The sequence below is a fragment of the Polaromonas sp. YR568 genome, from assembly GCF_943372955.1.
Classification (GTDB): Bacteria; Pseudomonadota; Gammaproteobacteria; order Burkholderiales; family Burkholderiaceae_C; genus Polaromonas.
The window spans coordinates 654,045-678,293 of sequence record NZ_CALSAL010000001.1 but is presented as its reverse complement, the minus strand read 5'-3'; the positions used below and the strand labels follow the sequence as shown (position 1 = coordinate 678,293).

The window sequence follows — 24,249 nt, the reverse complement described above, 5'->3', positions numbered from 1 at the left end:
GTAGTGGGAAATGGGCAGCGCGGGGCTGGAAGATGGGGGAACGGGGCAGCAGAGCACCTCGGGGCACTCGCGGAAAGCCGAATTTTACCAGCGCATGCCGTCCGGCCCGGCCTTCAAAGCCCTGGCCGATGGCGTTCGGACCAAAGCCCCCGGGCGCTCCCGGAAAAAGCGGTTCACGCCATGCAGTGGGATAATTCGGGCATGAGCATTACCTACAAAGACGCCGCAGGAATCGAAGGCATGCGCCTGGCCGGAAGGCTCGCTTCCGAGGTGCTCGATTACCTCACGCCTTTCGTCAAGCCGGGGGTCACCACCAACGAAATCGACCGCCTCGCCCACGACTACATGACCAAGGTGCAGGGCACCATCCCGGCCACGCTGGGCTACGGCCCTCCGGGTTATGTGCCCTACCCCAAATCCCTGTGCACCTCAGTCAATCACCAGGTCTGCCACGGCATTCCGAACGACAAGCCGCTGAAGAAAGGCGACATCGTCAACATCGATGTGACCGTCATCATTGAAGGCGGCTGGCATGGCGACAACAGCCGCATGTACCTGGTGGGCGAAGCCTCGATTGCGGCCAAACGCCTGTGCCAGGTCACCTACGAAGCCATGTGGCAGGGCATCATGCGGGTCAAGCCGGGTGTGCGCCTGGGCGATATTGGCTATGCCATTCAGACCTATGCCGAGAAACACGGTTATTCAGTGGTCCGCGAGTTCTGTGGGCACGGTATTGGCACCAAATTCCACGAAGACCCGCAGGTGCTGCACTATGGCCGGCCCGGCACGCTCGAAGAGCTGGTGCCGGGAATGACCTTTACCATCGAACCCATGATCAACGCCGGCAAGCGCGACATCAAGGACGGGCCCGAGAAGGATGGCTGGAGCATCGTGACGCGCGACCATTCGCTCTCGGCCCAGTGGGAGCACACCATTCTGGTCACGCCCACCGGCTACGAGGTGCTGACGATCTCGGCGGGCAGCCCGGCGATTCCTTCGTTTGTGCCGCGTCAGGACGTGCCCGCACCGCTTGCGGTCAGCGCTTGACCTTCACGAGCCTCCCACGCCGGCACATCGGACCTGCGGCCCGCATACACGCATGAACGCATGAACGAGCTGACGCAGACCCGTGAGCAATACCGCAGCGGCAAGGCGGCCCTGTGGGACAGCCTCGCCGGGAGCGGTGCCTCCTCACGCGGGCTGCACAGCCTGCTGCAAAAGCTGGCCCGCCACACCGACGGCATCCTCAAGCAGCTGTGGGCGGCTGCGGAATTTCCGCCAGAAGTCTGCCTGGTAGCCGTCGGCGGCTTTGGTCGAGGCGAGCTGTTTCCGCATTCCGATGTGGATGTGCTGCTCCTGCTGCCCGACGGCACCGATGCAGGGACCGACGCTGCCCTCAAAAGCCGGATCGAACGCTTCATCGGCAGTTGCTGGGACAGCGGACTGGAAATCGGCTCCAGCGTGCGCACGCTGGCCGACTGCCTGGAAGAAGCCGCCAAGGACGTGACGGTACAGACCTCGCTGCTGGAAGCCCGCCTGATCTCGGGGCCGCGCAAGCAGTTTGCGCGCCTGGAGAGTGAACTCGCCGCCCTGATTGACCCGCAGGCTTTTTTCGTGGCCAAGACGCTGGAACTGCGCCAACGCCACAACAAGTTCGAGAACACGCCTTACGCGCTGGAGCCCAACTGCAAGGAATCACCCGGCGGGCTGCGCGATTTGCAGGTCGTGCTGTGGGTCGCCCGCGCTGCCGGTCTGGGCAAATCATGGGACGACCTGGCCCGCAACGGCCTGGCCACCGCCTTTGAAGTGCGGCAGATCAAGGCCAACGAAGCGCTGCTGAGCCTGATCCGTGCCCGCCTGCATCTGCTCGCCGGGCGCCGCGAGGACCGCCTGGTGTTCGACCTGCAGACCGCAGTGGCCGAATCGTTTGGCTACAAGGCCGAAACCGACGATGGCCGCAAACTGCCACGCCGCGCCAGCGAGGCGCTGATGAAGCGCTACTACTGGGCCGCCAAGGCGGTGACGCAGCTCAACCAGATCCTGCTGCTCAATATTGAAGAGCGCCTGAACCCCAACACGTCGACCTTGCGGCCGATCAACGAGCGCTTTCACGACAAGGCGGGCATGCTGGAAGTCGTCAGTGATGACCTCTACGTGCGCGAGCCGCATGCGATTCTTGAAACCTTTTTGCTCTACGAAACCACGGTGGGCATCAAGGGCCTGTCGGCGCGAACGCTGCGGGCGCTGTACAACGCCCGCGGCGTGATGAACGGCAAGTTCCGCAGTGACCCGGCCAACCGCGCCATGTTCCTGCGCATCCTGCAGCAGCCCGAGGGCATCACGCACGCCATGCGGCTGATGAACCAGACCTCAGTGCTGGGGCGCTACCTGTGGATCTTCCGCCGCATCGTCGGGCAGATGCAGCACGACCTGTTCCATGTGTACACGGTGGACCAGCACATCTTGATGGTGCTGCGCAACGCGCGCCGCTTCTTCATGGCCGAGCATTCGCACGAGTACCCGATGTGCTCGCAACTGGCGGCCGGCTGGGACAAGCCGTGGATTCTGTATGTGGCAGCGCTGTTTCACGACATCGCCAAAGGCCGGGGCGGCGACCACTCCGAGCTGGGCTGCAAGGATGTACGCACCTTCTGCCGCCAGCACGGCATTGCCCGCCCCGACGCCAAACTGATCGAGTTTCTGGTTGGCGAGCACCTGAGCATGAGCCGCATCGCCCAGAAGGAAGACCTGAGCAACCCCGAAGTGATCGCCGCTTTTGCCAAGCGTGTCGGCAATGAACGCAACCTGACGGCCCTGTACCTGCTGACGGTGGCCGACATCCGCGGAACCAGCCCGAAGGTGTGGAACGCCTGGAAGGGCAAGCTGCTGGAAGACCTGTACCGCTACACCCTGCGGGTGCTGGGCGGCCGTGCGCCCGATGCCGATGCGGAAGTCGAATCGCGCAAACGCGAGGCCTTGACCGCACTAGCGTTGCATTCCGAGCCATTCGAGTCACACAAGGCCCTGTGGGACACGCTGGACGTGAGCTACTTCATGCGCCATGAAGCGGCCGATATCGCCTGGCACGCCCGCCAGCTCTCACGCCATGTCGGCAAGGCCAAGGGCATTGTCCGTGCCCGCCGCTCTCTGGCTGGCGAGGGCATGCAGGTGCTGGTCTACACGCCGGATGCACCCGATCTGTTCGCCCGCATCTGCGGCTACTTTGACGAGGCTGGCTTCAGCATTCTGGATGCCAAGGTCCACACTGCCCGCAACGGCTATGCGCTGGACACCTTCCAGGTGGTGAGCCCCACGTTGGGTGAGCACTACCGCGAACTGGCCGCGATGGTCGAGGCCGACCTGGACCGGACCATCGAGGAGCGCGGCCCGCTGCCCTCCCCCGGCAAAGGCCGGGTCTCGCGCCGGGTCAAGAGCTTTCCGATCGCGCCGCGCGTGGACCTGCGTCCCGACGAAAAAGCCCAGCGCTGGCTGCTCACCGTATCGGCCAGCGACCGCGTGGGTCTGCTTTATCTCATTGCCCGTGTGCTGGCCCGCCACCGCATCAATCTGCAGCTGGCCAAGGTCACCACGCTGGGCGAGCGGGTGGAAGACACTTTCCTCATCGATGGCCCCGAGCTGCAGCAGAACAAGGCGCAGATCGCCATTGAAACGGAGCTGCTCGAAGCCCTGGGTGCCTGAGGCTGCACACCGCGATTACAGCGAGTGGCTCAGGCGTCAGGCGGAGCCACCATCTGTGTCGGCGTGATCGCAGCACTCTGGTAGCGCAGCAACCTGCCCTTGTACGGGCCCGCCAGACCGGGCGCTGTGCGGTAGCGGGTTTCGGTGCGGTCGTAGCCCATGGCGCCCATCTGACGGTTGAAACTGCTCCGGTTGCCACGGTCCGGGTCCACGATCAGCACCTCAGCCCCTTCGGCCGCATGCAGGCCGATGAAGCGCGCCAGAATCGCCGGCTGATCGCGGTCATAGAGCACATCGCTGCCGATGATGAGGTCAAATCGGGCCAGCAAGGGATTGGCGCGTGCCCAGTGGCCTGTCTGGTACTTCATCGCGGGCATGCTGTTCAGTCGCAGGTTTTTCACCAGAAACGCGCCTGCCAGCGGATGGCAGTCACTGGCCGTGATGTCGCCCCCACGCCGGTGAACCACCAGACTCGCAAGACCCAGCCCGCAGCCCAGTTCCAGAATCCGTTTTCCCTGCAACTCGTGGGTTTGCATCACGTGCGCCAGCACACGGCCTGAAGGCCAGAGCAGGCCAAAAATCGGCCACGCCGACGACGAAATTCCGGCACGCTCAGCCTCTCCATTGGGGTCATGGAACTGCTGCCTGTCCAGCAACGAGCGCAGTTGCAGGTCTGCCCCTGTGCCGGTGATGGTTTCGAGTTTGGTCTGGTAACCGGGATCGGAATCGGGCTGAGTTTCAGTCGTCGTCACCGGCATCCAGACCGGGAAACAGCACGTCTGTGTAGCCGAATTGAGTGAAGTCGCGAATCCGCATCGGGTAGAGCTTGCCGATCAGGTGGTCACATTCATGCTGCACCACGCGGGCATGAAAGCCATTAGCCACCCGGTCAATCGGGTCGCCGTAGGGGTCCATGCCGGTGTAACGGATGCTGGCAAAACGCGGCACCACGCCGCGCAGGCCGGGCACCGACAGGCAACCTTCCCAGCCGTCTTCCTCGGCCGCGCTCAAAGGCGTGATCACTGGATTGAGCAGCACCGTACGCGGCACCACTGGTGCTTCCGGGTAACGGGGATTGATCTGGTCGGTACCGAAAATGACGAGTTGCAAATCCACACCAATCTGTGGCGCGGCAAGGCCAGCACCATTGACGGAGCGCATGGTGTCGAACATGTCGGAAATCAGCAGATGCAGCTCATCGGTGTCGAAAGCCGTCACGGGCTGCGCCACACGCAGCAGGCGCGGATCACCCATCTTGAGAATTTCACGAATGGCCATGGACGGATTATCCGTCCTCAGCCCATCAGCTCAGCGCCAGTGGCGATGACGGTGCCCGTAGGGCCCGCGATAGCTGCGATAGCCGTAGTACCCGGGTGCAGGAACCACGACGACAGGCGCAGGCTCTGCATACACGGGCTGGGTCTGGTATACCCCCACCGGGCGGTAACCCACCGGTGCCACCACACAGCCTGAAAGCAGAACGGTCAAGCCGGCAACAGCCGCCAAAGCAGAAAAACGCGTCAAGGTCATATGAACTCCTGTTGGAACAGGTGTTCAACGTACAGCAACGGCCCACGGCGTGACATCTGGCGCGCAAAGTGCTGTAACCCCCTGTAAGCGGTTCAGGCCGCTCACAGGCGTTGCACCGCTCAGGTGCCAGCCAGCATCTCCAACAACGCCGCCTCGTCGATCACCGCCACACCCAGTTCCTGGGCTTTGGTCAGCTTGCTGCCGGCCTCGGCACCGGCCACCACGAAATCGGTCTTTTTGCTGACTGACCCGGCCACCTTGCCACCGGCCGCCTCGACGCGATCCTTGGCCTCGTCACGGCTCAGCGTGGGCAAGGTGCCGGTGATGACGAAGGTTTTTCCGGACAGCGGCTTGGGTGCGACGGCAGCGGGTTCACCTTCGGGCCAGGTGACACCGCAGGCCCGCAACTGCTCGACCACCTCCCGGTTGTGCGGCTGCGCGAAGAAGGTGTGGATGCTGGCCGCCACAATGGGCCCGACGTCGCTCACCTCAAGCAATTGCGCCTCGGTGGCGTCCATGATGGCGTCGAGCTTGCCAAAGTGGCGCGCGAGCTCCTTGGCGGTGGCCTCGCCCACATGGCGAATGCCCAACCCGAACAGGAAACGCGGCAAGCTGGTCTGCTTGGAGTTTTCCAGCGCTTCGAGCAGGTTGTTGGCAGATTTTTCCGCCATGCGGTCCAGGCTGGCAAGCGCCGTGAGGCCCAGTTTGTAGAGGTCGGGCAAGGTGCGGATGACGTTGGCATCGACCAGTTGTTCCACCAGCTTGTCGCCCAGCCCTTCGACCTCGACCGCACGGCGGTGGGCGTAATGCAGGATGGCTTCCTTGCGCTGGGCGGCGCAGAACAGGCCGCCGGTGCAGCGGTAGTCGGCCTCGCCCTCTTCCCGCACCGCCTCGGAGCCGCACACCGGGCACTGGCGCGGCATGGTGAACATCAGGGCGCCGGGCAGGCGTTTGTCGGCCAGCACGCTAACCACCTCGGGAATCACGTCGCCGGCACGCCGCACCACCACGGTGTCACCCACGCGCACATCCTTGCGTCTGGCCTCGTCCTCGTTGTGCAGCGTGGCGTTGGTCACCGTCACCCCGCCGACGAACACCGGTGCCAGCTTGGCCACCGGCGTCAGCTTGCCGGTGCGGCCAACCTGCACGTCAATCGCTTCGACGGTGGTGAGTTGCTCCTGCGCCGGGTACTTGTGGGCCACCGCCCAGCGCGGCTCCCGCGTCACAAAGCCGAGTTGCCGCTGCTGCGCCAGGCTGTTGACCTTGTAGACCACACCGTCAATGTCAAAAGGCAGTGCATCACGCGCTGCGCCCATGGCCTGGTGAAAGGCAATCAGCTCTGTGGCACCGCGCGCCACACGCGTCTGCGCAGCCACTGGAAAGCCCCAGGACTTCAGCGTCATCAGCATCTGGAAGTGCGTGCCAAAGTCGGGGCCGCCCTGATCAGCCGGCGTGATGTCGCCGAGGCCGTAGGCGAAAAAGCTCAGGGGTCGCTGCGCGGCAATGGCCGGGTCAAGCTGCCGAACGGCGCCGGCAGCGGCGTTACGCGGGTTGACAAAGGTCTTCTCACCCTTGGCGCCCTGGGCAATTTTTTCCCGCTGCTTCTCGTTGAGCGATTCAAAATCATCGCGGCGCATGTAGACCTCGCCGCGCACTTCCAGCACAGGTGGCGCGTCTTTTGGTAAACGCAAGGGGATCTGACGGATAGTGCGGATGTTCTGGGTCACTTCTTCCCCCACCTCACCATCGCCACGCGTCGCGGCCTGCACCAGCACACCATCTTCGTACCGCAGGCTCATGGCCAGTCCATCAAACTTCAGCTCGGCCACATATTCGACCGGCGGCTCGGACTCGGCCAGGCCCAGCTCCTTGCGAACCCGGGTGTCAAAGCCCTGCGCGCCAGTCGCCTCGGTATCGGTTTCGGTGCGGATGCTGAGCATGGGCACCCGATGACGCACGCTGGCAAACTGGTCCAGCGGCTTGCCGCCCACCCGCTTCGTGGGCGAGTCAGCGGTCAGCAGCTCCGGGTGTGCCGTTTCCAGCGTCTGCAGTTCCTGGAAGAGCCGGTCGTACTCGCTGTCTGGAATGGACGGTTCGTCCAGCACGTAGTAGCGATGGGCATGCTCATGCAGCGTGGCGCGCAGCTCGGCCATCCGTTGTGACACCGATGCAGGAGGAGCAGCAGGCTCGGGACTGTCAGAAAAAAGATCAGGGGTCGCCATGGTCGGCAAGGCAATCAGCCATCAGGCTAGAGGGCGGGAGATCAAGAGAAAAGCCGCCGGCCCAGCACGGAGCCAGCCGAAAACTCGCGGCTATCGAGCGTGTCGTAGAGCTGTTCCAGATCAGCATGGATGACCTCCATCGCCTCGGGCCGGATCGGCTGGCCGTTGTCGTCGATGATGACGCCTTCCATGTTTTTGGCCAGCGCCAGCGCCACCTCGCACATGCGGGCAAAAGGCTGCTCGCTGCGCTGCACCTGTGGTACGTCCAGCGACAGCGTCAGTTCGCGTAGCGCGGTCTGCTCGGGGTCGTCGGCCATGGCGGCCTGCGTGTCGAAAGCCAGACCCAGAATCGGCGCCAGGCCCTGCTGGCTCGCCGGCAGCACCATACGGCCGGGAATCGCGCCGGCAATAAAGCCCAGCCGCGCGGCGTTCTGCTGCACGTAGCCGGGGCTCCAGGCGGTGCTGGTGGCACGCAGGGTAAAGCTGAGCTGCGCGTCGTGCGCGCTGGCGAACTGGTCCAGTTCGCGGGCCCGGGCGACTTCGTCAAGCATTTCCGGAAACTCTGGCTCGCCGCCAATCGCATCAGCAAAAGCCTGCGCCTTGATGACGAACTCGGAGTACTCAATCTGGTTCAACGCGCCAGTGCGGTTGGCCAGTTGCACGCCGCACTGGAACGCGCTGTAGCGCTGGCCGGCCAACGGAAACTCCCATTCATCGGTGGCGGCATTCAGCCCTTCGACGCCAAATGCCTTGCTGCCGGCGCGGCGGGTGGCTGGCATGGCGGCCAGTGCCGCCTCGCCCGACACCACAGACTCCACCGCCACCGGGGCGACCGCATCAATCAGCACATCCAGCCCCGGCTTTCGCTCGGGCAAGGTCAGCCTGGTGAGGGAACCGAGTCCGGAATCGGTGTCAAAACTGGGTTCCTGCCGGTCGTCCAGCGTCTGCGATCCGTCTGCGGCAGGCTCCACCGGCTCTGGCGATGCCACTTCTGCCGGTGTGGCGCGCTTGGGCAAGTTGCGGCGCGACGACCAGGCGCTGTGCGCTACCACTGCGGCGAGCACCAGACCGCCCGCAACGGCCAAACCGATCTGCAGCGTGCTCATGCGCCGGCTCCCGGTTGCTGCAAGGTCATGCAGCCTCCACGAAGCCCAGTGCGGCCTCCATGTCCACCGCCACAATCCGTGACACACCCTGCTCCTGCATGGTGACGCCAATCAGCTGCTCGGCCATTTCCATCGCAATCTTGTTGTGGCTGATGAACAGGAACTGCGTTTCGCGGCTCATGCTGGAAACCAGCTTGGCATAGCGTTCGGTGTTGGCGTCGTCCAGCGGCGCGTCCACCTCGTCGAGCAGACAGAACGGCGCCGGGTTGAGCTGGAAGATCGCAAACACCAGCGCAATCGCTGTCAGGGCCTTCTCGCCGCCCGAGAGCAAATGGATGGTCTGGTTCTTCTTGCCGGGCGGCTGCGCCATGACCTGCACGCCGGCGTCAAGGATCTCCTCGCCCGTCATCACCAGGCGCGCATTGCCACCGCCGAACAGCTCGGGGAACATCTTGCCGAAATGGGCGTTGACGGTCTCGAACGTGCTCGAGAGCAGCTCGCGCGTTTCCATGTCGATTTTCTTGATCGCGTCTTCCAGCGTCGCCATGGCCTCGTTCAGGTCGGCCGACTGCGCGTCGAGGAACTGCTTGCGCTCGCGGGCGGTGCTGAGCTCTTCCAGCGCAGCCAGGTTGACGGCGCCCAGCGACTGGATTTCGCGGTGGATGCGGTCGATCTCGCCCTGCAAGCCCGCGAGGCGGACATTGCCGGTCTGGATGGACTGCTCGACAGCCGCCAGATCGGCCTGTGCATCAGCCAGCAGCTGGGTGTATTGCTCCAGGCCGAGGCGTGCGGCCTGCTCCTTCAGCTGGAATTCGGTGATGCGCTGGCGCAGTGGGTCCAGCTCGCGTTCGAGTTGCAGGCGACGCTCATCGCTGGCACGCAGCTTGTTGGTCAGGTCGTCGTACTGGCTGCGCTTGGCACCCAGATCGGCTTCGCGCTCCAGCTTGACAGCCAGCGCGCTTTGCAGGCCCGCCTGGGCTGCCGCATCCGTCAGGCGCGAGAGCTCTTCGCGGGCGCGCGCCTCCTCGGTCGCAATCGACGCGGCTTCCTGTGCCGCGATCTCGATGGAGCGCGCCAGCTCTTCCCGCCGTGAGGCGAGGCTACGCAGCGCAAACTGCGCTTCCTGCGCCTGGCGCTCCAGGGTGCGCTGCTGCTCGCGCGATTCACCCAGCTTGCGCTCGGCCTCGATCACACGGTCATCGAGCTGCGCATGGCGCTCCTGGCTGTCGGCCAGCTGCATGTCGAGCTCTTCAAAGCGCGCTTCAGCCGTGACCTTGCGCTCCTGCAGATCAGACAGTTGCGCCTCGATTTCCGCCATGTCGCCCTGAATCTGCTGGCTGCGCGCCCGGGTCTGCTCGGCCAGTTGCGTGAGGCGCAGCACTTCCACCTGCAGCTCATGGGTGCGGCTCTGCCCTTCGGTCGCTTCCCGGCGGGCGGTGGCCAGTCGCTGCGCGGCATCGGCGTAGGCTGCTTCGGCACGCACCAGCGCACTGCGCGCTTCGTCGCTGATCAGGGCCTGCGCCTTCAGTTGCTTGTCGAGGTTTTCGATTTCCTGCGCACGGGCGAGAAGGCCCGCCTGCTCGGAATCCTGCGCGTAAAAACTCACGCTGTGGTGCGTGACGGCATGGCCGCTCTGGACGTAAATCACTTCGCCAGCCTGCAGCTTGTCGCGCGCGGCCAGCGCGTCTTCGATGCTGGAAGCGGTGTAGCAGCCCTGCAGCCAGTCGCCGAGCAAGGCCGACTGCCCGGCGTCGTTCAGGCGCAGCAGGTCCGTCAGGGGTTTCAGGGTAATGCCAGAGTTGCTGCGCGTGGGCGCAGCCGCCTGTGGTGGTGAGTAGAACGAGAGCTTGGCTGGCGGTGCGCCACGGCCGTCGCTGCCGACGAAGCCACGCACCATGTCGAGCCGGCTGACCTCCAGCGCGCCAAGGCGTTCGCGCAGCGCGGCTTCGAGCGCATTTTCCCAGCCCTGTTCGATGTGAATGCGGCTCCACAGACCTTGCAGGTTGTCGAGGCCGTGCTGCGCCAGCCACGGCTTGAGCTTGCCGTCGGTCTTGACCTTCTCCTGCAGCGCCTTGAGCGCCTCCATGCGGGCCGACAGGTCGGCGCGCTTGGCTGATTCAGTATTGACGGTCTGTTGCAGCGTGCGGCGTTCTTCGTCCAGTTGCGGCACGGATTCCGTCAGCTCGTGCAGACGGGCCTCGGCCAGTTCCTGCGCTTCCTGCGCGGCAGTCAATTGCCCGGTGAGGTTCACCAGTCGGGCTTCGTCCGGCGCATTGAGGGCGTTGCGGTCAGCTGTCAGGCGCTCCAGCCGCAGTGACAGCATGCGCGACTGTTCTTCAATGTTGCGCTGGTCTGCCGCGAGCACCTGGATCTGCTGCTGCACCTGGCCGACGCTGGCCCGCTGCTCGTTGGCCTTGGCCTGCGCCTGGCGCAGCGCGTCTTCCAGTGCTGGCAGCTGGCCCTGATGCTCTTCGGTCTGGGCGGCGAGCAGTTCGGCTTTTTCTTCGGCTTCCACGGCCTGCGCGGCGAGACTCTCGGTTTCTGCTGCAGCATCTTCCTTGCGGGTGGCCCACTGCGCGGTGTTTTCGCGGAGCTGGTTCAGCCGCTGCTCGACCCGCACGCGGCCATCGACCACAAAGCGGATTTCTGCCTCCAGCCGGCCGACTTCGGCGCTGGCTTCATACAACTTGCCCTGCGCCTGGTTGACCTGATCGCCTGCCGCGTAGTGGGCCTGGCGAATGGTTTCCAGATCGGCCTCGATGTGGCGCAAATCGGCCACCCGGCTTTCCAGATCATTCACCGCCTTCTCGGCATCGGCCTTGACGCGGGCCTGGTCGGCTTCGCTTTCGGCGCGTTTGAGGAACCACAGTTGATGCTGCTTGAGCGCACCGTCGGCCTGCAGGGTGTTGTAGCGCAGCGCGACCTCGGCCTGCTTTTCCAGCCGGTCCAGGTTGGCATTGAGTTCGCGCAGGATGTCTTCGACCCGCGTAAGGTTTTCGCGGGTGTCGGTCAGTCGGTTGGCCGTCTCGCGGCGGCGTTCCTTGTACTTGGACACGCCCGCCGCTTCTTCGAGAAAGAGTCGCAGTTCCTCCGGCTTGGACTCGATGATGCGGCTGATGGTGCCCTGGCCAATGATGGCGTAGGCGCGCGGGCCGAGGCCGGTGCCGAGGAACACGTCCTGCACATCGCGCCGGCGAACCGGCTGGTTGTTGATGAAGTAGCTGGAGTTGCCGTCACGCGTGAGCACGCGCTTGACGGCGATCTCGGCAAATTGCCCCCACTGGCCGCCGGCGCGGTGGTCGGCGTTGTCAAACACCAGTTCCACGCTGGAGCGGCTGGCCGGCTTGCGGGTGTTGGTGCCGTTGAAAATGACGTCCTGCATGGACTCGCCACGCAGCTCCGAGGCCTTGCTCTCGCCCAGCACCCAGCGCACCGCATCCATGATGTTGGATTTGCCGCAACCGTTGGGGCCGACCACGCCGACCAGTTGGCCGGGCAACACGAAATTGGTGGGTTCAGCAAAAGACTTGAACCCGGATAACTTGATCGAATTGAGGCGCACAGCTGTCCCTGTTGTTCTTGAACCTGATGAACCTGAGGAATCCGATGGCTGCCCGATGAATCGGGTCAGAGCCCGGAAGGTCCGGCAGCAGTTCCATTCCCTGCAGGAGCCATCGTGGAACCGGCCCGTCATGTTACCCGAGCCGAATGCCCGTTTCACCCTGCCGGTGGGTTCTTTTGAGACTGTTCCCGGTGCCGCGGCAGACGTAAAAACGATTACAAAAAAGCCAGCCCGTCTGCGCTACCACCCCCATGTGGCGGACGTTTATCACTGCACTTTTGATAGCAATTCCCCGGAGCGAGGCGAACCATCGGTATCAGACGGGATAATTCAGCCATGAATCCCCTGCTTTCCCGCCTTCAGCCCTACCCTTTCGAGCGGCTGCGCCAGCTGCACGCCGGCATCACCCCCAACCCCGCTTACCGCCCCATCAGCCTCGGAATTGGCGAGCCGCGCCATGCCACGCCACAACTGGTGAAAGACGCGCTGACGGCCAGCCTGGGCGGCCTCGCCAGTTACCCGGGAACGCTGGGCGAGCCCAAGCTGCGCCAGACGATGGCCGACTGGCTGTCGCGGCGCTACGGTCTGGCGCTGGACCCGGCGACCCAAATCCTGCCGGTCAATGGCTCCCGTGAAGCCCTGTTTTCGCTGGCGCAGACGGTGATTGACCCGAGCAAGCCGGGTGCAACGGTCGTATCCCCCAATCCTTTCTATCAAATCTACGAAGGTGCGGCGTTGCTGGCCGGTGCCCAAACCTGGTTTGCCCCCAGCGATCCGGCGCGCAACTTCGCCATCGACTGGGCCAGCGTGCCGGAATCGGTCTGGGCCAAGACGCAATTGCTGTTTGTCTGCTCGCCCGGCAACCCCACCGGCGCCGTGATGGGTCTGGACGAATGGAAGCTGCTGTTTGATCTGAGCGATCGCTACGGCTTTGTGATTGCCTCAGACGAGTGCTACAGCGAAATCTACTTCCGCGATGAACCACCGCTGGGCGGTCTGCAGGCCGCTGCGCAGCTGGGTCGGGCTGATTTCAAAAACCTGATTGCCATGACCAGCCTGTCCAAACGCAGCAATGTGCCGGGTCTGCGCAGCGGCTTTGTGGCGGGTGATGCTGCACTCATCAAGCCCTTTCTGCTCTACCGCACTTACCACGGCAGCGCGATGAGCCCGGTGGTGCAGGCCGCCAGCATCGCCGCCTGGAGCGATGAGCAGCATGTGATTGAGAACCGGGCCATGTACCGCGAAAAATTTGCCAAAGTCACGCCAATGCTCGCAGCAGTGATGGACGTGGCCCTGCCGGATGCCGGTTTTTACCTGTGGGCGGCGGTGCCACCGGCGTTTGGGGGTTCCGACACGGCCTTCGCCGCAGAACTGCTTGCTCTTTACAATGTGGTGGTGTTGCCGGGCAGTTACCTAGCACGCGATGCACAGGGCAGCAATCCCGGCGCAGGCCGCATCCGCATGGCGCTGGTGGCAGAAACCGCCGAATGTGTGGAAGCCGCCGGGCGCATCGTCCAATTCATCCAATCCAAAGTTCACTGACTCACTGAACATCAGCCCTGAAAAATAAAGACATGACACAAGACAACCTGCAAAGCACCATCGACGCCGCCTGGGAAAACCGCGCCAGCCTGTCGCCCCAATCCGCCCCCAAGGACGTGCTGGACGCGGTGGAGCACACCATTGCCCAGCTCAACAGCGGCAAGCTCCGCGTGGCCACCCGCGAAGGCGTTGGCCAGTGGACCACCCACCAGTGGATCAAGAAGGCTGTGCTGCTGAGCTTTCGCCTGAAAGACAACGAACTGATGCGCGCCGGTGACCTCGGCTTTTTCGACAAGGTGAAGACCAAGTTCTCCCACCTCAGCGAAGCCGAAATGCGCGCCACCGGTGTGCGCGTGGTGCCGCCCGCTGTGGCACGCCGCGGCAGCTTTATCGCCAAGGGCGCGATCCTGATGCCCAGCTACGTGAACATAGGCGCCTGGGTGGGTGAAGGCACCATGGTCGACACCTGGGCCACGGTGGGCAGCTGCGCCCAGGTCGGCAACAACGTACATCTCTCCGGTGGCGTGGGCTTGGGTGGCGTGCTGGAGCCATTGCAGGCCAACCCGACCATCATTGAAGACAACTGCTTCATCGGCGCCCGCTCCGAAGTGGTCGAAGGCGTGATCGTCGAGGAAAACTCCGTCATCTCGATGGGCGTTTACATCGGCCAGAGCACACCGATTTACGACCGCGAAGCCGATACCGTGAGCTATGGCCGCATCCCGGCCGGTTCGGTGGTGGTGTCGGGCAATCTGCCCAAGGCCGGTGGCAAGTACAGCATGTATTGCGCAGTGATTGTCAAAAAAGTCGATGCCAAAACACGCTCGACCACCAGCCTGAACGACCTTCTGCGCGACTGAACTGCATCACCAGCTCAGTCTGGAGTGAATGGCAGTTTCCGTTCACTCTAAGGGGTCGAAGGGTGGGTAGCCCGGCGTGAGGCCAGCTGACCTGCAGGCCGAGTTGAATCTAGAGGAGCGAAGCATGAGCACGATGGAACGAATCCTGCGCCTGATGGCCGACAAGAAGGCGTCGGACGTCTACCTGTCTGCGCATTCGCCGGCCCTCATCAAGATCAACGGGCAGGCAGTGCCCATCAACTCGCAGGTGCTGCCTCCTGAGGCACCCCGTAACCTGCTGGCGGAAGTGCTGCCGCCAGCGCGCATTGAAGAGCTGGAAGAGCTGGGTGAACTCAACATGGCGCTGCCGCTGCCGGGCGTGGGCAACTTCCGCATCAGCGGCTTTCGCCAGCGCAGCACCTACGCAGCCGTCATCCGCTTCATCCCCAGTGAGATTCCGCCACTGGACAGCCTGAATGTGCCGCCTATCCTGGCTGACCTGATCATGGAGAAACGCGGCCTGCTGCTGATGGTGGGCTCCACCGGCGCGGGCAAGAGCACGACCCTGGCCTCGATGATGGACCACCGCAATGCCACCACGCTGGGCCACATCCTCACGATTGAAGACCCGGTGGAATTCCTATTCACCAACAAGAAATCGGTGGTGAACCAGCGCGAGGTCGGCAGCGACACCCAGTCGCTCCAGGTGGCGCTGAAAAACGCCCTGCGCCAGGCGCCGGACGTCATCCTGATCGGCGAGATTCGCGACCGCGAAACCATGTCGGCCGCCATTGCCTATGCGCAGTCCGGCCATCTGTGCCTGGCCACCATGCACGCCAACAACAGCTACCAGGCGCTGAACCGCATTCTCAGTTTCTACCCGGTGGAAGTGCGCCCGACCATGCTCGGCGACCTGGCCGCGGCGATGAAAGCCATCGTCTCGCAGCGCCTGCTGCGCACCCAGGCCGGTGGGCGTACGCCAGCGGTGGAGGTCATGCTCAACACCAAACTGGTGGCCGAACTGATTGAAAAAGGCGACTTCTCGGGGGTGAAAGAGGCGATGGAGAAATCCATGGCCGATGGCTCCCAGACTTTCGAGCAGGCCATTGCCAAGCTGATCGTCGACGGCGTCGTGACCCGCAAGGAAGGCATCTTGTTTGCCGACTCGCCCACCAACCTGATGTGGCGGCTCGAAAACGACTTCGCGGTCAAGGCCAAGGCGGCCGAACCCGAGGAAGATCCCGACGACCAGCCGTCGTTCACCGAAATCACGCTCGACGTCAGGCCAGGCACCGACTCCAAGTACGGGACTTCCGGCTTCACACCGCTCTGAAATCCGCTTGAAGCTATTCATCCGAAGCTATCTGCCTGAAGTCTTTTAAGTCCCCTGATGTCCTCCACGCTTCACCTCACCGAACAGCTGATTTCCCGCCCTTCGGTCACCCCTGACGACGCCGACTGCCAGGCCCTGCTGATCGAGCGCCTCGCGCCGCTGGGGTTCCGCTGCGAAACCATCGTGAGCGGCCCCGATCACTTCCGGGTGACCAACCTGTGGGCACGGCGCGAAGGCGCAGCCAGTCAGGTCAAACCCAAAACGCTGGTCTTTGCAGGCCACACCGATGTGGTGCCCACCGGCCCGCTGGAGCAGTGGACGAGCCACCCGTTCACCCCGACCCACCGCGACGGTAAGCTCTATGGCCGAGGCGCGGCCGACATGAAAACCTCTATCGCGGCGATGGTGGTGGCGGTCGAGGAGTTCCTTGCGGAGCATCCGGACCCGGCACTTTCGATGGCCTTTCTCATCACCAGCGACGAAGAAGGCCCGGCAACCGACGGCACCGTGAAGGTCTGCGAAGCGCTCACGGCGCGCGGTGAGGTGCTGGACTACTGCATCGTCGGTGAGCCGACCTCGGTGGAACAGATCGGCGACATGATCAAGAACGGCCGCCGCGGCACCATGAGCGGCAAGCTGACCATCAAGGGCGTGCAGGGGCACATTGCCTACCCGCATCTGGCCAAGAACCCGATTCACCTGTTCGCACCTGCGCTGGCAGAACTGGTGGCCACCGAATGGGATCAGGGCAATGAATTCTTCCCCGCAACCAGCTGGCAGGTATCGAACATCCATGGGGGCACTGGTGCATCGAATGTGATTCCGGGCGATCTGGTGGTGGACTTCAACTTCCGCTTCTGCACCGAATCGACGCCTGAGAGCCTGCAGCAGCGCCTGCAGGCGGTGCTGAGCCGCCACCAGCTGGAATACGACCTCAAGTGGACTTTGGGCGGCCTGCCCTTTCTGACCACGCCGGGCGATCTGGTGCACGCCGTCCAGGCCGCCATTCAGGACGAGACAGGCCTTGCCACCGAGCTGTCAACCACAGGCGGCACCAGCGACGGCCGCTTCATCGCCAAAATCTGCCCGCAGGTGATTGAGCTGGGGCCCGTCAACGCCACCATCCACAAGATCAACGAGCACGTGCTCGTGAGTTCGCTGGAGCCACTAAAGAACATCTACAAGGGCGTGCTCCGGAAACTGGCCTCGGCATGAGCGTGGGCTCGTCAGGCCCGGCCAGCGCGTCAACCACCGTGCTGGCGCTCATCGAAGCCATGGCCGACCGGCTGGAGGCCGCCGGCCTGAGCTTTTCCGATGGCTTTGGCCAGGGCACCACCAACGCCTTTGATGAAGCCGCGTGGCTGGTGCTGTGGAAGCTCGGCCTTCCGGTGGACGATCTGGATTCGGTCGAGACCCGACCCGTCACCCCCGAGCAGTACGCGGCAGTCACAACACTCGTTGATGCCCGCCTGACAACCCGCCAGCCCACCGCCTACCTGACGCACGAGGCATGGCTGATGGGCGTGCCGTTCTACGTCGACGAACGCGTCATCATTCCACGCTCACTGATTGCCGAGTTGCTGGCCGATGCCAGCATTGACCCCTGGCTGGGTGAACACACTCGCCGCGTGCTCGACCTCTGCACTGGCAATGGCAGCCTGGCGGTCCTCGCCGCACTGACTTATCCCGAGGTGATGGTGGATGCGGCCGATATCAGCACCGATGCACTGGCCGTGGCCCGCATCAACATCGACCGCCATCATCTGGTCGACCGCATCACCCTGATCGAATCCGACGGCCTTGCGGCCTGTGCAGGCCCCTACGACCTGATTCTGTGCAACCCGCCCTATGTGAACGCGGCCAGCATGGCGGCCCTGCCGGCTGAGTTTCGCGCTGAGCCGTCGTTGGCACTGGCCGGTGGCGCAGACGGCATGGACTTCATCCGCACCCTTTTTCAGCAGGCTGCCGCCCACATGAGCGAAAATGCGGTATTGGTTCTGGAAATAGGCAACGAGCGCGAGAACTTCTCGCGGGCCTTTCCACGGCTCGATCCCCTGTGGTTCGACACCAGCGCAGGCGCCGACCAGGTGCTGCTGCTGACGCGCGAACAGCTCGCTGCACATCAGGCCTGAAACCTGCGTGCCCTCAGGATGTGTGCCGAGCGCACACCCTGCCCCTTTTGTTGACCCGGCCTTTTGAATGATTACCCTTAAAAACGTGGTGCTGCGTCGCGGCGCCAAAGTGATTCTCGACAGCGCCTCCGTGACGCTCAACCCCGGTGAAAAAATCGGTCTGGTGGGGCGCAATGGCGCGGGCAAGTCGTCGCTGTTTGCCATGCTCAATGGCTCGCTGCACGAAGATGGCGGCGAATTTTCGATTCCCGCCCAGTGGCGCATGGCGCAGGTCGCGCAGGACATGCCGGAAACCGAGCAAAGCGCCACCGACTACGTGATCGAGGGCGACATCGTGCTGATGGCCGCACAGGCCGAAGTCAGCGCGGCCGAAGCCAGCGGCGATGGTGACCGCATGGCACACGCCTACATGGAGCTGTACGACGCTGGCGTGCACGACTCCCAGGCACGCGCGCAGGCGCTGATTCTGGGCCTCGGCTTCAAGGTCAGCGAGCTCGACAACCCGGTCAATAGTTTTTCCGGTGGCTGGCGCATGCGCCTGCAGCTGGCGCGGGCGCTGATGTGCCCCTCCGACCTGCTGCTGCTGGACGAGCCCACCAACCACCTAGACCTGGACGCACTGGTCTGGCTGGAAGCCTGGCTCAAGCGCTACCAGGGCACCATGCTGGTGATCAGTCACGACCGCGAGTTTCTTGATGCGGTGACCGATGTCACCGTCCACATCGAAGGGGCCAAGCTGACCCGTTACGGCGGCAACTACAGCAAGTTTGAAGACCTGCGCTCGGAACAGATGGCCCTGCAGCAAACGGCTTTTTCCAAGCAGCAGGAAAAGATCGCTCACCTGCAGAAGTTCATTGCCCGCTTCAAGGCCAAGGCCAGCAAGGCCAAGCAAGCGCAAAGCCGCGTGAAGGCGCTGGACCGCATGGAAAAAGTGGCGCCGCTGCTGGCCGAGGCCGACTTCACCTTCGAGTTCAAGGAACCCGCGAACCTGCCCAACCCGATGCTGTCGATACAGAACGCCTACTTCGGCTACCCAGCACCAGAGGACGCCCCTGCAGGCACTCCGCCCACTGTCATCGTGCAGAACGTCAGCAAGTCGGTGCTGGCTGGTCAGCGCATCGGCATTCTGGGTGCCAATGGTCAGGGCAAATCAACGCTGGTGAAAACCGTGGCCCGCGCACTGGCGCCGATTGAAGGCGAGATGATTGAAGGCAAGGGCCTGAACATCGGCTACTTCGCCCAGCAGGAGCTTGATGTGCTGCGTCCGGCCGACAACCCGCTGGAGCACATGATCCGGCTGGTGAAAGAAGTCACCGCCGCCGGCAAGATAGGCAACCAGCCAACCCGAGAGCAGGACCTGCGCAGCTTTCTGGGCAACTTCAACTTCAGCGGCGACATGGTCAAGCAGTCTGTGGGCAGCATGAGCGGCGGTGAAAAAGCCCGGCTGGTGCTGTGCATGATCGTCTGGCAGCGTCCCAACCTGCTGCTGCTGGACGAGCCGACCAACCACCTGGACCTGGCCACACGCGAAGCACTGTCGATGGCGCTTAATGAATTCGAGGGCACCGTGATGCTAGTGAGCCACGACCGCGCCCTGCTCCGCGCCGTGTGCGACGAATTCTGGATGGTCTCGCAGGGCGGTGTTGCGCCCTTTGACGGAGACCTCGACGACTACCAGAAGTACCTGCTCGACCATGCCAAACGGCAGCGTGAGGAAGCCAAGAAATCGTCGGCCACTGCTGCGACAGCCGTATCCGCCCCCGTGGTCAACTCGCCGGAGCCAATGGAGAACAAGTCATCCGGCGATCGCAAGGAAGAAGCGCAACGCCGCCAGCGTCAGTCGGATGCGACCAAGCCGCTGCGCAAGGAACTGGAGAAGATTGACCAGCGCATGCAGGCGCTCAGCACCGAGCAAAGCAACCTGCAGGACTTGCTGACGCGCACCACCGCCGCTGCAGAGATCGCCCAGACGGGCAAGCGCCTGAAGGCCATCGAAAACGAAATCACCCTGCTCGAAGAACGCTGGCTTGAACTGACCGAACAAATCGAGTCGGCAGCGGTGTAAAGTGGCTTGAAGAGACCAAGACGGGACGCATATCGTCCATATTGCCCCTATCACCCGTCTTGCTCTTTGAAAGGGACTTGCCCATGCCCACCGCCATGCAGATGGCCGCCGAAGACGCGGCCCTCGCCGCCGCCGTCAAACGCAGCCGCAAGCTGCTGAACAAACGTGCGCTGGTCGCCGCAGCCGCCAGCGCGGTACCGGTTCCCGGACTGGACTGGGCCGTGGATGCGGCCATGCTGTCGAAGCTGATCCCCGAAATCAACCGCGAATTCGGCTTGACGCCTGAGCAGCTGGACCAGCTTGACCCCAAGAAACGCGAGCAGGTGCAGAAGGCCGTGGCACTGGTCGGCTCGGTGCTGGTCGGCAAACTGATCAGCCGCGATCTGGTCATCAAGGCCGCCAGCAAGATCGGCATGCGCCTGACCACCAAGCAGCTGGCCAAGTACGTGCCCTTCGCGGGCCAGATGGTGTCAGCCGCAGTCGGCTACGCCGCGCTTCGCTACCTCGGCGAGCAACACATGAAAGATTGCATCCAGGTGGCGACGAAGGCCCGACTGCGGATTCCGCTGCAAGGCTATCCTGCGTGATTGAAGTGCGGACCCGCCAAAGAAAAAGCCCGCTACTGATTTAATAGCGGGCTTTTGGGTCACCTCAAGAGGTGGTGTTGGTGGGACCTGCGGGGGTCGAACCCACGACAAACGGATTAAAAGAGGTTGGAAGACCTTTTTCAATCGTCCCAAACCCAAGGCTTTCAGACACACGCACCATGTCGAAGGGTGCCATGCGTAGCTCTAATTTGCTGTCAAAAGCTACGAAAGAGCTACGTTATGAAACCACCTTGAAACTGTGCCTTGTCTCTCTTTGCAGAGTCAGCTGCTTGCCCAACTTGGCAACCTAGCTTGTCCACAAAATCCACAGGCCGAAGGCCCGGCGACCCCCCAGAGCTTCGCTCGCTCGGGGGGTGGGAGCCGGGGAACCTGTGGAGGCTTGTGGGCAAGCATGAGAGCACTCAGCTATTTGTAACTATTGAGTTATAGGTACGAGCTCAATCGTTTTTAGATCGTTGATCGTTCAGTTGCTGTATCAAGTACTGAATGTGGTCCAGCCTCTGATTAGTGTGGGCGTGATTAGTATCTAGCGCTTTCAGAATCAACCAAACTCCCCAGCCAAAAACGAGGGCCGCACTTAGCCACTGTTGTCCAGAATCACTCATGCTTTCCCAAAAAGCCAGCAAGAGTACGACCCCGATTGCTATAGCTCCCCACTTAACGTATTTCATTTATCGCCTCGCCAGCTTATGGCTAACAAAAGGTGGGGTGGCAAGCCACCCCACCTCTCATATGGTCACGATGATCAAAATGAGCCAGCCGACAGCACGAATGCACGCAGCTAAATCAATTGTCACATCCACCCTTACAGACATCTTCATGGATTACTCCACTTAATGTCCGCGGCCGCGGACGTTAATCCGCTAAGAATTTATAAAGCGCCCATTGCCGGCGCCGCTCTTTCCCTGACTAGTATGGTTCCGAGCGTCGGCTTCGCTCCAGTTCAGGTAGATCGGTCTGCCTCAGCGGCGGGGGTTTCCCGTGGCATCGGCTCCGAGCCTGACTTTCGCTCACCTTAGGCCAATCGTTACTTCGGCCTCGGGCCTTTACTTCAGCCCTGGGACAGTAAGAGTTGTCCGTATCACCGGGCTCCTAGTGTCTTGCCCCGAATATACGGGATGTTGTACGGTTCTTACTACCAATCAGCTGCCACAGCTTGACATGCGTGATGGGCTCTTGCTACATTCTTACCCAGCGACAGCCTACATACATAGGCCAATGCTGATCCCCCCGATGGGATCGCCCCGCTTAGAAAAAATGCCAGAGTTGTTCACTCAATAAGTTCTGGATAAAGGGGTTACGGTAGCTGGCAGGTTGCTACCGTAGGCGCCACCACATACAGACCAACCGCATCTGTCGCGAATTCCCAACTTTTTGGAGTTCGTATGCGGTCGTCTGCCAGACATCCCTATTCGTTTTCGTTTCCACCATCCTCTGTAGCGTCGCAGCCGGGATGCTTGCCCGCGCGCGGGCTTGCTCCTGGCGGCGAAGCCGCTGGGCTTGTCCCATATAAAACAAGTGGCCCTGATTATTTGTCAGTCAGTTTTGAACCTGACATCGTCCAAGAGCGTCGGGTCAGACGCCTCAGGCGACAAGTCTGGGCAGCTGGTCATCTTCACCGGTTCGCGTGTCCGCGAGGTCACCGTGAAAACGTCTGGTTTGTCACCCTCACCTATCGAGGCGTAGACGACTGGAAACCGGGGCATATCTCCCGCTGCTTCAAAGCCGTTCGCAAGTGGTGCCACAAGCGAGGCATTCCCTTTCGCTACGTCTGGGTGGCAGAACTTCAGCAACGCGGCGCACTGCACTACCACGTCGCCGTCTGGCTGCCCAAGCGCATTCAGCTTCCAAAGTTCGATAAGCAGGGCTGGTGGCCGCACGGCATGACTCAGCGTGTCATTGCAAAGAACGCAGTGGGGTACTTGATGAAGTACCTCTCCAAAATTTCTCCATTCCATAAATTTCCTAGAGGAGTACGTATCCATGGATTCGGCGGACTCACCCAACAAGCCCGCAGCATCTGCTCCTGGCTCAATCTCCCCTACTGGTGCAAGCAACTCTACGGGGTCGGAGACCTACAGACAGTCAAAGGTCGTCGTGTGGTGCGCGAAACGGGCGAAATTCTTGCGCCCATGTACCAGCGAGTTTTCCACCCTGCCGGAATGCGCCTGTATCCCAATGGTGAGATACCTGAGCGCTGGGCGGACGGACCCTACTCCTCCATAGACCGCTTCACCTCGGAGGCTGCGCCATGAACTCGCGCACCCTCGGCGCTGTCGAGGCGGCAAACCTGCTTCGCATCCATCCCCAAACCCTCATGGCCCGCGCACGCGCCGGGGCAATACCTGGCTGCAGGGTGGGTAAGGCGTGGGTCTTTGTTGAATCTTTGTTGATCGAGTATCTGGTGGCACAATCGCAATCGCGTGTGTCTGTAGCCGATGCTCAGGAGAAATCCGAATGTCGCTCTATAGACGAAAAGACTCGCCCTACTGGTGGGCAAAATTTCCGGCCATCCGTGGCGAATCTGGACCGTTACAGGTCAGCACTGGGACTACCGAAAAGCGCAAGGCGCAGGAGTTCCATGACCGACTGAAAGCCGAACGCTGGGAGCAATCCAAGCTCGGCGCAAAACCTCGCCACACGTGGGAAGAGGCGGTCCTGAAGTTTCTAGACGAAACCTCGCACAAGCGCACCCACGAGCGGGACAAATCAATTCTTCGCTGGCTCGACTCGGTTTTCGGGGGCAAGTACCTCGATGAAATCGACCGGGCACTGATTGACCACGTCAAGGCATTGCGGGCCAAGATAGCCACCCAGAGCACGGCCAACCGCTACCTGGCGGTGATCCGGACAATCCTTCTCAAAGCGGCTAACGAGTGGGAGTGGATCGAGAGAGCGCCCAAAGTCTCGCTCTACAAGGAAAAAGACGGCCGTATCCGGTCACTGACGCAGGAGGAATTTCGGCGCTTACTGGCCGAGCTGCCGCCTCACCTGGCTGACATGGCCCTGTTCTCTGTCGCCACCGGCCTCCGGCAAGGCAACGTCCGGCTGCTGCAGTGGTTACAGGTTGATCTGGAACGCCGTCACGCATGGATCACGCCGGAGCAACACAAGAACGGCCGGGCGCACGCTGTACCCCTTAACGAGATGGCGGTAGAGGTTCTGCTGCGGCAAGTCGGAAAGCATCCGGTCTATGCGTTCACGTATCGAGGGCAACCCGTCGTGAGCGTGTCGACCAAGGCCTGGACGAACGCCCTCGAACGCGCCGGAATTGAGGATTTCCGCTGGCATGACCTGCGCCACACCTTCGCGACCTGGCACCGCCAAGCCGGAACGCCCACGCACGAGCTGCAAAGGCTCGGAGGCTGGAAAACGCTGTCTATGGTGGAAAGGTATGCACACGTAGCGCCGGAGGGCTTGCAAGTGGCTGCAAGTCGGCTGGATAATGTGCTTCAGAGCTACGCTTTGGCTACGCCAAAAGAAAAGAGGGACTGACCATGACAGCCAATCCCTCTTTGTTATTGGTGGGACCTGCGGGGGTCGAACCCACGACAAACGGATTAAAAGTCCGCTGCTCTACCAACTGAGCTAAGGTCCCGAGGATTTCTCCC

17 protein-coding genes and 1 tRNA gene are annotated in these 24,249 nt (G+C 62.5%); 11 read left to right on the top strand and 7 right to left on the bottom strand.

From position 1 onward, the window contains the following. The first annotated feature begins 3 nt into the window (after window positions 1–3). Window positions 4–1,047: a type I methionyl aminopeptidase gene (gene map / locus AAG793_RS03130; RefSeq protein WP_341903878.1), complete on the top strand. Its 1,044-nt coding sequence runs from the start codon at window positions 4–6 to the stop codon at window positions 1,045–1,047. Between the two features lie 60 nt (window positions 1,048–1,107). Next, entirely contained in the window at window positions 1,108–3,699 is a 2,592-nt protein-coding gene (locus AAG793_RS03125; protein ID WP_341903875.1) for a [protein-PII] uridylyltransferase, read from the top strand. A gap of 29 nt (window positions 3,700–3,728) precedes the next feature. Here the strand turns inward: AAG793_RS03125 and AAG793_RS03120 are convergent, their stop codons facing one another. From AAG793_RS03120 to smc, 6 genes are all read right to left on the bottom strand, one after another. Beyond that, window positions 3,729–4,451 (bottom strand): methyltransferase domain-containing protein, encoded by a 723-nt coding sequence (locus AAG793_RS03120; protein WP_341903872.1) that lies wholly within the window; start codon window positions 4,449–4,451, stop codon window positions 3,729–3,731. Beyond that, on the bottom strand, window positions 4,438–4,977 hold the full coding sequence (gene def / locus AAG793_RS03115) for a peptide deformylase (protein WP_341903870.1): 540 nt from the start codon (window positions 4,975–4,977) through the stop codon (window positions 4,438–4,440). Before def ends, AAG793_RS03120 begins: the two co-directional genes overlap by 14 nt. 30 nt (window positions 4,978–5,007) lie before the next feature. Beyond that, complete coding sequence (locus tag AAG793_RS03110; RefSeq protein ID WP_341903868.1) at window positions 5,008–5,229, bottom strand: hypothetical protein; 222 nt, start codon at window positions 5,227–5,229, stop codon at window positions 5,008–5,010. A gap of 119 nt (window positions 5,230–5,348) precedes the next feature. Beyond that, window positions 5,349–7,451, bottom strand: a complete 2,103-nt coding sequence (ligA, locus tag AAG793_RS03105) for an NAD-dependent DNA ligase LigA (protein WP_341903866.1) — start codon at window positions 7,449–7,451, stop codon at window positions 5,349–5,351. Between the two features lie 41 nt (window positions 7,452–7,492). Then, a complete protein-coding gene (locus AAG793_RS03100; protein ID WP_341903864.1) occupies window positions 7,493–8,557 on the bottom strand; it encodes a cell division protein ZipA C-terminal FtsZ-binding domain-containing protein in 1,065 nt (354 codons plus the stop codon). A 25-nt stretch (window positions 8,558–8,582) separates the two neighbouring features. Further along, complete coding sequence (gene smc / locus AAG793_RS03095) at window positions 8,583–12,119, bottom strand: chromosome segregation protein SMC (RefSeq protein ID WP_341903862.1); 3,537 nt, start codon at window positions 12,117–12,119, stop codon at window positions 8,583–8,585. Between the two features lie 336 nt (window positions 12,120–12,455). Here smc and dapC point away from each other — a divergent pair, with 336 nt between their 5' ends. The 9 genes from dapC (at window position 12,456) to AAG793_RS03050 (ending at window position 24,133) form a co-directional block, all read left to right on the top strand. Continuing rightward, entirely contained in the window at window positions 12,456–13,661 is a 1,206-nt protein-coding gene (gene dapC, locus AAG793_RS03090) for a succinyldiaminopimelate transaminase (protein WP_341903859.1), read from the top strand. 32 nt (window positions 13,662–13,693) lie between these two features. Further along, entirely contained in the window at window positions 13,694–14,521 is an 828-nt protein-coding gene (dapD, locus tag AAG793_RS03085) for a 2,3,4,5-tetrahydropyridine-2,6-dicarboxylate N-succinyltransferase (RefSeq protein ID WP_341903857.1), read from the top strand. A 124-nt stretch (window positions 14,522–14,645) separates the two neighbouring features. After that, a complete protein-coding gene (locus tag AAG793_RS03080) occupies window positions 14,646–15,833 on the top strand; it encodes a PilT/PilU family type 4a pilus ATPase (protein ID WP_341903854.1) in 1,188 nt (395 codons plus the stop codon). 57 nt (window positions 15,834–15,890) lie between these two features. Beyond that, window positions 15,891–17,048 (top strand): succinyl-diaminopimelate desuccinylase, encoded by a 1,158-nt coding sequence (dapE, locus tag AAG793_RS03075; protein ID WP_341903851.1) that lies wholly within the window; start codon window positions 15,891–15,893, stop codon window positions 17,046–17,048. Continuing rightward, window positions 17,045–17,965, top strand: coding sequence for a 50S ribosomal protein L3 N(5)-glutamine methyltransferase (prmB, locus tag AAG793_RS03070; protein ID WP_341903848.1), 921 nt, complete (start codon window positions 17,045–17,047; stop codon window positions 17,963–17,965). Before dapE ends, prmB begins: the two co-directional genes overlap by 4 nt. A 67-nt stretch (window positions 17,966–18,032) precedes the next feature. Continuing rightward, complete coding sequence (locus AAG793_RS03065) at window positions 18,033–20,030, top strand: ATP-binding cassette domain-containing protein (RefSeq protein WP_341903845.1); 1,998 nt, start codon at window positions 18,033–18,035, stop codon at window positions 20,028–20,030. An 83-nt stretch (window positions 20,031–20,113) separates the two neighbouring features. After that, a complete protein-coding gene (locus AAG793_RS03060) occupies window positions 20,114–20,617 on the top strand; it encodes a hypothetical protein (RefSeq protein ID WP_341903842.1) in 504 nt (167 codons plus the stop codon). 1,796 nt (window positions 20,618–22,413) lie between these two features. Further along, window positions 22,414–22,893, top strand: coding sequence for a hypothetical protein (locus AAG793_RS03055; protein ID WP_341903839.1), 480 nt, complete (start codon window positions 22,414–22,416; stop codon window positions 22,891–22,893). Window positions 22,894–23,095: 202 nt separating this feature from the next. Further along, entirely contained in the window at window positions 23,096–24,133 is a 1,038-nt protein-coding gene (locus AAG793_RS03050; RefSeq protein WP_341903836.1) for a site-specific integrase, read from the top strand. Between the two features lie 27 nt (window positions 24,134–24,160). Here the strand turns inward: AAG793_RS03050 and AAG793_RS03045 are convergent. Beyond that, a tRNA-Lys gene (locus AAG793_RS03045) sits at window positions 24,161–24,236 on the bottom strand. Window positions 24,237–24,249 lie beyond the last annotated feature (13 nt).